Source organism: Kluyvera georgiana ATCC 51603, assembly GCF_001654985.1.
Taxonomy (GTDB): Bacteria; Pseudomonadota; Gammaproteobacteria; order Enterobacterales; family Enterobacteriaceae; genus Kluyvera; species Kluyvera georgiana.
The window spans coordinates 34413-44284 of record NZ_LXEU01000023.1 but is presented as its reverse complement, the minus strand read 5'-3'; the positions used below and the strand labels follow the sequence as shown (position 1 = coordinate 44284).

Annotated in this window: 7 protein-coding genes; all 7 read right to left on the bottom strand. The window is 58.7% G+C overall.

What is annotated here, in order from left to right:
- The coding region (locus tag M989_RS05115) for a UvrD-helicase domain-containing protein (RefSeq protein ID WP_157093518.1) at positions 1-1619 on the bottom strand (1619 nt) is incomplete at its 3' end.
- The gene (ptrA, locus tag M989_RS05110) at positions 1616-4501 is read right to left on the bottom strand and encodes a pitrilysin (RefSeq protein ID WP_064542995.1); all 2886 of its coding nucleotides are present in this window, start codon (positions 4499-4501) and stop codon (positions 1616-1618) included. The genes ptrA and M989_RS05115, both read right to left, overlap by 4 nt.
- 156 nt (positions 4502-4657) lie before the next feature.
- The gene (gene recC / locus M989_RS05105; RefSeq protein ID WP_064542993.1) at positions 4658-8026 is read right to left on the bottom strand and encodes an exodeoxyribonuclease V subunit gamma; all 3369 of its coding nucleotides are present in this window, start codon (positions 8024-8026) and stop codon (positions 4658-4660) included.
- A 12-nt stretch (positions 8027-8038) separates the two neighbouring features.
- The gene (locus M989_RS05100; protein ID WP_064542991.1) at positions 8039-8359 is read right to left on the bottom strand and encodes a prepilin-type N-terminal cleavage/methylation domain-containing protein; all 321 of its coding nucleotides are present in this window, start codon (positions 8357-8359) and stop codon (positions 8039-8041) included.
- Entirely contained in the window at positions 8344-8748 is a 405-nt protein-coding gene (locus M989_RS05095; protein ID WP_064542989.1) for a DUF2509 family protein, read from the bottom strand. Before M989_RS05095 ends, M989_RS05100 begins: the two co-directional genes overlap by 16 nt.
- On the bottom strand, positions 8745-9299 hold the full coding sequence (locus M989_RS05090) for a prepilin peptidase-dependent protein (protein WP_245191227.1): 555 nt from the start codon (positions 9297-9299) through the stop codon (positions 8745-8747). Before M989_RS05090 ends, M989_RS05095 begins: the two co-directional genes overlap by 4 nt.
- Positions 9293-9751: a prepilin peptidase-dependent protein gene (locus tag M989_RS05085; protein WP_064542987.1), complete on the bottom strand. Its 459-nt coding sequence runs from the start codon at positions 9749-9751 to the stop codon at positions 9293-9295. Before M989_RS05085 ends, M989_RS05090 begins: the two co-directional genes overlap by 7 nt.
- Positions 9752-9872 lie beyond the last annotated feature (121 nt).

Genomic DNA, 9872 nt, shown 5'->3' with positions numbered 1-9872 from the left:
CACAGCAGCGCCGTGCCGCGTTGGCCGCCGGTGAGCCAGTCGCGAATCTGCGCCGCGCACTGCTGGGCCATAAAGTTCTGATAGTCGCCTGCGCTAACGCCCTCACCGGGCATCAGCCAGAGGTTCATTGCCGGCTGATTTTCGCCATCGACCTCAAAACGCAGTGAGGCATTTTTCTCGGCGGATTTGACCGGCAGGAACGGAATATCGCGGAACATAAAAGGGTTATCGACCAGCCCAAACAGGCGGTTGACGCTAGCCACCATGCCCGGTGCGGAACGCCAGTTAGTGTCGAGCGTGTAGTGCGCCGCCACATCGCCGCGCGCGCGCATGTAGGTAAAGATATCGGCGCCACGGAAGGCGTAGATCGCCTGCTTCGGGTCGCCAATCAGCAGCAACGCGGTCTCCGGCTGTTGCCGCCAGATGCGGCGGAAAATGCGATATTGCTGCGGGTCGGTATCCTGGAATTCATCGATCATCGCCACCGGAAAACGCTGACGAATGGCGGCGGCTAACGCATCGCCGCTTTCGCTCTCCAGCGCTTCATCGAGGCGGCTTAGCATATCGTCAAAGCCCAACTCGCCGCGGCGGCGCTTCTCGCGGGCTACCGCCTCACGAATCTCTTTCATCGCCTGGGCAATCACCAGATCGTTGAGCGTGAGCGGTGAGTCCAGTAGACGCTCAATGGCGCTGAACAGCGGGTGCGTGGGCACCTCTCCGCCCGCTTTGGTGCGTTCAGCCAGGAACGACTGGCTGAATTTTTCCAGCGCATCGGGGAACTGGTAGTTTTTGCTCTCCTCCTGCGCCCAGGCGCTGATCTTGTCGATCCACTTGCCCTGGTTGCCGCGGTTGAATTTGCGGCGATCGATACCCGAGTTTTCCAGCAGCGGTTCAAGATCGCCGACCGCAGCCAGCCACTGCTGTTTGATGTCGCCAATCTGCGCGAGGATCTGCTGATGGCGTGATTCCAGCGTCTCGGCGCTGAGCGGTATTTTTAGCTGCGGCGCTTCACCTTGCAGATAGCGGTCGATCGATTTCAGCAGGTCCTGCGGCCCTTTCCAGGACTCAACGATCACCTGCGCGATTTCGCGGTTCAGCGGGTAGCAGTGGCGGCGCCAGAAATCGGCGCAGGCCTGATAACGCAGCTGAGATTCGTCTTCAATCAGCTGCTGTTCGAACAGCATCCCCGACTCAAACGCGTTGAGGCTAAGCATGCGCTGGCAGAAACCGTGGATGGTAAACACCGCGGCATCGTCCATCTGGCGTTCGGCCAGCAGCAGGACGTTTGCTGCCTGTTGAGGATCGTCGATTTCCGCCAGCAGGCTGGCATAGAGCGGGTTGTCGGTGGCGTTACGCAGACAGGCGACGCGCAGTTCATGAATGTTGCTGCGAATACGCCCGCGCAGTTCTTCGGTTGCCGCCTCGGTGAAGGTCACCACCAGCAGCTCTTCGACGTTGACCGGCCGGGGAAAGGCGGCCTCGCCGCCGAGCCCCAGCAGAAGACGCAGGTAGAGTGCGGCGATGGTGAAGGTTTTTCCGGTGCCCGCTGAGGCTTCAATCAGGCGCTCACCGTAGAGGGGCAAACGCAGGGGATTAAGGGACTCAGCAGTTACGGTCATTCGTTCTCTCGTCTTATCGGTAAGGTTTGCTGCAACGCGCTAATGCTCTCCCATACCTTCCACCCTTCGGGGTGCGCATAGTCCGTCTTACCATTCTGGCTTCCGGAAACCTGCGACAGCACCGTCATACCCTGTGGCGCAACGACGGTCTGGTGGAAGAAATCAGCCAGCTTCTGCGGCGTTAACAGCTTAATCTGGGCCACTACTTTAGCACGTGAATCAAAGGCCATATTACCGCGATCGAAATCTTTGCTCAGCTGTGAGGCTTCATCCCCCAGCGTTTGCGGCGCTTGCAGCATGTCGGCGATCACCGCCTGCTGAAGCTGCGCGAACTCTTCCGGCTTCATCCCCCGCAGCTTTTGCTCGGCGGTCGGGAAGAAGGCTTTGAAACGTTGCCACAGGAACGCCGGCTGTTTGTCATTGCTTTGCAGCAGGAAGCCCATGCCCCACTGACGGCCAATGTTCATCGAAAAGGCAAACACGGCGTAGCCAAGCTGTTCTTCAGTACGCAGCTGATTGTAGAACCATGGCTGAACGATCTGCGCCAGCATGGCGCTTGCCGCCGAGCTGGAGAACTCATCCACGTTCGGCGGGACAAACACCGCCGCCAGCGCCGAGTCGGTGCTGTTGCCCGCTTTTTCGAAAATGGCGTTCTGCTGTTTTTCCACCAGCACATCTTTGTTACGGCACCATTCGTTACCGTTCGCACCAAGCTGCGACTGGATACTGCGCGCCAGCGTCGTGGACTGCTCGGCGCTGAGGTTGCCAATCACCATAAACTCCGGACGTCCGCCAGTTTTCAGCTGGTCGCGGTAGGCCATCACCTCTTTCAGCGTGATCGACGGCAGCAGCGCCTTGCGATCTTCGCGCTGGAAATAGGGCACCTGCGACACCATCTGCACCGGCATAATCGCCTGTTCGTAGGCTTTGCCTTTATCCGCCGAGTCCATCATTTGCTTGTACCAGGATTTTGCCTGTTCAAGCTGATCTTCGGTTGGCGTATAGCTGAAGTAACCTTCTAACAGCGCACTAAACAGCTGCGGCAGACGCTGGGTGTAACCGTTGGCGTTAAGCATCAGGCCGTTGTTAGCGCCGGTCGAGAAGCTGATGCCGCCGACGGCGGCCTGGTTGCTGAGCTGGTCGAGCGCAATGCCCGCCAGATAATCGTTGAGGGCAAACATCACCTGGTTTTTGGCGCTGTCCATCGCCTGCGGGTTACGCAGGATCATGGTGATATCGGCTTTCGGCTCGGCGGCAAAGTAGCGGCTCGGCATATAGACCAGCCGCAGATTTGGTTCGTCGATAATCAGCTCCGGATGCGCGTAGCTTTTTTCGTTCTTGATCCGCGTGAAATCATCAGGAATGTACGGGTTCAGCTGCGGCAGAGTCAGCGTGATGTCGTCGGCCGCTTTCTGCCACTTCGCGAAAGTATCCGCGCTGATTTTATCGACCTGATACGGCGCATCAACAAAGTAGGCCACCTTGTTATGCGGCTCTTTCGGGCTGATGTACCAGATACGCGCATTCTGCGGCGTCATCATCGCCAGGCGATCTTTTATCGCCTGCGCATCGTAACGATCGGCAATGTTCACCGCATCGAGCGTGTGTTCGACCGGCACGCGAATCATGGTGTCCGCCAGCCATTCGACGTAGTCCATATCGCGGTTAATCGACGGATAGCGGAAGTCGAGGTCCAGCACGTGGGCCAGTTCATCAAAGTAGCTTTTGTCGACGCCCTTCTGGCGCAGCATGTCGAGGTAGCTAAAGATAGCTGCCACCACCTGGTCACGATTGGCGAGGCCCTTGTCGGTTAAGGTGGCGGAGATTGCCAGCACGCCGCTGTTCCCATTAACGACCGGGTCGGAATCGGCGCGAATGCCTTCCACCAGCCCCTGCTTTTGCAGCCAGTCTGACAGCGTACCCGGCGTGCGGTTACCGATGAGGTAGGTAATCAGCTCGTCGGTTTTGCTGCGGAACTGCGCCGAGTTGTTATCAATGCGGAACTCCACGCGCAGTACTTTACGCGGCAGCGCGGGAACATAGTGGATAACAATGCCCTTTTGCGCGTCGGTGACTACCGGAACGGTAATTTCCGGACGTTCAATCGATTTATTCGGCACGCGACCATAGGTTTGCGCGGCAATGTGTGCCAACTCAGGCAGCGGCTTGTTACTGTAAATCACCGCCTTCATCAGGTTAGCGGAGTAGTATTTGTTGCGGAAGGCCAGCAGCGATTCATACACCGGGCTGTTCGGCTTGTCGCTCAGCGTTTCGAGGTTGCCGCCGGAGAAGCGCGCGCCGGGGTGCGCCGGGTTGATGGTTTCAGCGCTAACCTGCGCCATACGCATACCGTCACGGCTGCGCGCCATGGTCAGTTCTGCGTTCACCGCGTTACGTTCGCGGTCGGCGTATTTTTTATCCAGCAGCGGTTCAGCAATGGCATCCGCCAGACGGTCAACGGCCCCCTGCAAGGCATCGTTTTCGACTTCAAGGTAGAAGGCGGTGCGATACGGCGCGGTGCTGGCATTGTGGCTGCCGTCGTGCAGCTTGAGGAATTCCGAGAGACTATCGGGCTGCGGGTAGTGCTTCGAGCCCATCAACGTCATATGTTCAAGGAAGTGCGCAAGGCCCGGATGCGAATCAGGATCTTCCAGCGAACCAACCGGTACCACCAGCGCCGACAGTGATTTCACCGCCTGCGGATCGGATACCAACAGCACGACCATCTTGTTATCCAGCGTAATCGCCTGATACTGACGGGTATCTTTTTCGCTTTTACGGATGGTTTCCTGAATCGGTTGCCATCCGGTGTCTGCCTGACCTACGGTCGCCCAAAAGGCGGTGACAAAAACTACAATACTCAACCAGATACTGCGGGGCATTCACGGACCTCACCATTAACAAATACTGCTGAATCTTAATGCTTGTGCGGGCAACTCCCGGCCAGACAAATGGGTCTGACGGCGGCCACTCATCGGTCCGTGACGCGTTGCGCATAGTAAATGAACAACTCAGATTGCGCAATTTTCATACAGCAACTATGCCTGGTGAAAACGAAATAGCGGCAGCAGATACGGCGTCGTTTGTTCGATAATCGCCTCATACTGCGCGGGTTCCAGGGTACGCCACAAGCGCTGATACCAGACATCGGCCCCTTCGCCGCTCACCACCATATTGCCTTCATACACCTGCATAAACTTGCTGCGTGCTTTTTGCTGCGTTTCCTCGTCCCTTAAGATGGCATCATTTTGGGCATCGTAACAGGCTTTTATCCACGCACCTCCGCTTTCTGGTAAGAACAGCAGCGGTTGGCGCATGCCCTCGCGGTATCCGGCGACCAGTTGTGACAGATACGCTTTCGCTTCATTCGCCGCCAGCGGGGGGAATAACCACTCGCCCTCTTTGCGCAGCAACAGTCGGCTTTCGCCGCAGCCGCCGCTAGCACAGTAGACAAGGTGTTCCAGCCAAAGTTGCATTCCTTGTGCCACGCTAAGCAAAGATGGCCGCCAGCGCAACAGCCCATTATCCTGAACCTGCGGTAACCATCCGGTTATGTTAACCCCGTCGCAATCAAGGTCTATTTCGAGACTCTTTCCTTCCCGACGATATTCGATAACCCGGCTCGCCAGCGCGGTCATCTCCTGCCGCTGTGCTTCCCAGGCAATTTCGCCAAACGGCCCGTAGGGCAGTTCTCCCGCCGCACGATATCGGCGATACATCGCTTCCGGCGTCTGCTCTTCAATCAGGGTATTGAGCAACTGTTGGTTAAGCTGGTAGCGGGTCAGCCCCTCAAGGGTAAACGGCTCGGTGTCGGGAATGTCGCTCTCTTCGCTACGGAAATTGACCTGTAGGCGCATCTGAAAGAAGGCGCGAACCGGATGACGCCAGAAGCGCTGAAGCTGCTCCAGCGGCAGCGTTGTCAGTTCAACCGGCTCCAGCGGCTGAATAAATTCGCCGTGCGCTTCCCCCTGACGGCTGGCCGCCGCCAGCCATTCCTGAGCATAGCTTTGGCGCTCATCATGCTGATAATTCTCCGCGTCGAACGGCATGCGGCTATGCAGGTGCATGATGTGGTTCTTCACCCGTCGCTCGCTTTCATCGCAGTTCAGCGCCTCATCACCTTCCAGGCAGTGGCTCTGGCCGATATAGTCCAGCAGTTCCTGCACCAACACCGATGGATAGCGCTCGCTGTTATCCTGAATAGAGCGACCGATGTAGCTGATATAGAGCGATTTTTCCGCCGACATCATTGCCTCGAGGAACAGGTAGCGGTCATCGTCGCGACGGCTACGATCGCCGCGTAGCGGCTTCTGGCTCATCAGGTCAAAGCCCAGCGGCGCCAGCGCGCGCGGGTAGATACCATCGTTCATGCCCAGCAGACACACCACTTTGAACGGAATGGATCGCATCGGCATCAGGGTACATATGTTGATAGGACCCGCCAGGAAGCGCTGGCTGATACGCTCCTGGTCCAGACGCTGAGCCAGCTCATCGCGCAGCAGCACCAGCGGTACTTCACCGACGTATTGCGACTGCACACCCTGAGCAATAATCCCCTGCCACTGCTGCTCAATCAGCGTTAACGCCGCTTCGGTATCCTGATCCGGCAGGAAGAAGTCGTTAAGCATTTCGCGGCACACCGGTAGCCACTCTTCGAGTGAACGCCCTTGCGTCAGCACCCGTCGCCAGCGGTTAAGCTGCATGAGCAGCGAAGCCAAATGCCCCACCAGCTCGGCGATAAGCCCGCTGGATTCATCATAGGGCAGCACGTCCTGCCACTCGCCCTCGCGGCTTTCCATGGCGTAACCCAGCAGCATGCGCGTCAAACCAAAGCGCCAGGTGTGCTGCCCGGTGGCCGGGAGATCGAGTTCGCGCACGTTGTCGTCGTCCATCCCCCACCGCACGCCGGATTCGCTGACCCATTGGCGCAGATGCTGCAAACCGGCTTCATCAATGTTGAACCGTGCGGCCAGTACCGGCACGTCGAGCAGCGCCAGCACGTCTTCGCTGGTAAAGCGGCTGTCCGGTAGGGAAAGCAGCGTAATAAAGGCCTGCATTGCAGGATGTGCCTGACGGGCGCGGCGGTCGGAAATGGCGTAAGGCAGATAGCGCTCGCCGGTGGCGCTGCCAAATACGGCCTGGATAAACGGGCTGTAGCTGTCGATGTCCGCCACCATCACGATGATATCGCGCGGCGTCAGCGTCGGGTCGGCCTCCAGCATCGCCAGCAGGCGGTCGTGCAGCACTTCCACCTCGCGCTGCGGGCTGTGGCAGACGTGGACGGTCAGGCTGCGGTCATCGTGGGCCAGCGTGCGTTTGTTGCCGCTCCAGGCAAACTCTTCGACGGTGCGCCCGGCCACGGCGCTGTTTTTTAACTCCAGCACGTCGTATTGAAGGTTGTGTAGCAGGTTATCCGGCTCGATATCAACGAACGCATCCAGCTCCTGATAGCGCTCCAGCCCCGCCAGGAGGTAGATATAGTCGCGCCCCAGTTTGCCCCAGGAGGCCAGCATCGGGTTACCAACGTCCTGTTCGCCGTTATCGTTAAACAGCCCCGGCGCGCTGCTGGCGTCCTGGAACAACGGCAGCTCACGCTGCTCACGATAGTGTCGGCGCTGGCGCGCCATCAGCCGGGCGAGGAACGCCGGATCTTTAATGTCACCCCAGTAATAGCGGCACGGGTTGGTGAACAGCACGTAGATATCTACATGTTTGCCCAGCGCCTGCAGCGCGTGCAGATACACCGGCGGCAGCGCAGAGATGCCGCAGATAAACACCCGCGACGGCAGCCCGTCAGGTTTCTCGCTGCTGTTTTCCAGCGTGTCGATAAAGCGTTGGTAGAGATTGGCGCGGTGCCACTGCGGCTGCCCCAGCGCTGCAGTGTGCTCCACCAGCGCTTTCCATAGCGGAGCCTGCCACTGCTGCGCCTCACCGACGTCATCCACTAATTCTCCGGCTTCCCACTTCGTGAGCCACTGCGGGCGATAGACCAGATACTGGTCATACAGGTCGGCCACGCGTGAGGCCAGTTGGAACAGCTTGCGTTTATCGGCATCGTCAGTCAGATAGTGGCGCAGGGGCGTAAAAGCCTCGTTGTCCAGCATGCCCGGCAACAGCGTCATCAGCCTCCAGCTCATGCTTTGCTTATTAAAGGCGCTCTCGCCGGGAATCTCGGGCAAAACGCGGGTAAACATGTCCCAGATAAAGCTCGCGGGCAGCGGGAAATCGATGTTAGCGGCGATACCAAATCGCTGGGAGAGCGTCATCTGTAGCCATTGCGCCATCCCGGTACTCTGCACGAGGATCATTTCAGGCTCGAAGGGGTCAGCCAGCCGGTCCTGCTCAACGATAAATTCCATTAACGCTTCCAGCACGTCCAGACGGTTGGAGTGGTAGACCCTTAACATATTCGCTCCTGACTACTGACTGACAGGGCAATGCAGACGCGTTAAACGCCCTTGCCTGCCCATGGGGGTGGTAATAGTAGCATTGATGCTGACACAACGTTGTGACGATGTCTGTACCCGCTGGCTGTTCCAGCCTTCCGGCAGCGGCGCGGCCAGTTGCTGCGTTTGATCCCATGCATAGCGCCACATCTGACGATACTGATTAAGCTGAGCGTTACCGGCGGCCAACGCGCGGTAGTATCCGCCCAGCGCCGTCACCACCATCACCATTAACAACATGGCCAGCATCACCTCCGGCAGGCTAAAACCGCGTGATTTCAGGGTGTCTGGCATAATAGCGCCTCTTTCAGGGGACAAAAATCACTCCAGCCATGGGCTGAGAACTGAAGGCTACCGGCGGCCCAACGCCCGGATTGCCACAGCGAGAAACCGTCGCTTTGTGCTATCAGCAATAACCTGCCGTCGGTCAATAAGCGCAGACAAACGCGGGTATCTGCGGTATAGGTCATACACTGGGCTTCGGCTTCAGTTCCCCATGGCTGGTGTATCCCCCACTGCAACGCCGAATGCGCCTGCGTCGTGCGCTGTATCGCCAGGCTTTCATCGTTCACCATTGCCAGCCGCTGGCGCTGCGCCTGATTCAGCCCTTGTAGCATCAGGCTGCCGAGCACCAGCAGCATCAGCACCATGGCCAGCGACGAAACGCCGCGCTCGGCGTTCACTGATTATATCCCGTCACGCCATATTGCGCGGTGACCATGCTGCCATGTGCGCCGCTGGCCGACAGCACAATGGTCAGCTCCGGCGGGAAACCGCTCAGCAAACGGCGTACTACCTGAAAATGCGTTACCGTGAGCGCCGCGGGATCGGTCATTTTGTCCCACCCTTTTCCCTCGCAGCTGGTCGCACCGCGTAGCGTTTCCAGCACGCCGGACTGCAGCCGAAAGCCAATGCTGTCAGCCTCGTCGGCGGGCGACGTTTGCCAGAGACCATTGCTGTCGCCATCCCAGTGGGCGATCACGCACTGCCCTTGCTGTGCAATCTGCAGCGCCTCGCCGCCACAGTCGTCATCCCCGCAGTACCCTGCACGCTGCAAATGCTTCGCGACCGTGAACAACCGCTGCCAGAGTTCCTCTTCCAGCGTCTGCTGCTGCGTTTGCGCCAGTACGCCCCGCTGGAGCGCGGGGAGAAAGCGTGACGCGCCAAGCAGCAATACGCTGCTGATGGCCATAGAGATAATCACTTCCAGCAATGAGAAACCTCGCATCAGCATGTGGCCCCCTCACACAGGCGAATTCGCCCCCAGCTGGAGATGACAACCGTCCAGCTCCCCGCCTCGCTCGACACCATCAGGCTTCCCGCCCACGCGGTGTTTCGCAGGCCGAAAAACGCCAGATTCGGCGTCATTTTGCTCAGCGAAACCTCGGCCCACGGCGGCCTGAAAATGGCGGGGTTTCCCGCGGGGCAGCCCTCCAGCACCGCATCGTCCGCCGTGAGGCACCAGCCCTGCGCTTCGTGGTTAACCCGCAGTCGACGGTCCCGGTTATGCCAGTTAGCATCGTTACGCAGATAAAGCAGATAGTCCCGTAGTGAACCGGCGGTTTGCCACAAACGCTGTTCTTGCTGCCAGCTGCGCCAGCCATACAGACCCGAAGCGCCAAGAATGAGCACCAGCGTCACGGCGATTAAGGTTTCGATAAGGGTGTAGCCCTGTTCTCTGTTCATGGCGGCAGTTTCCTGCGCTGAATAACGGAGCGCGAGCCTGGATTGCGCGTTTTACGTGGGGCTTCGGAAAAAGGTTAACGCGTTGCAGCGGGTGACAAATAAACGGGAAGCGGCCTTCAGA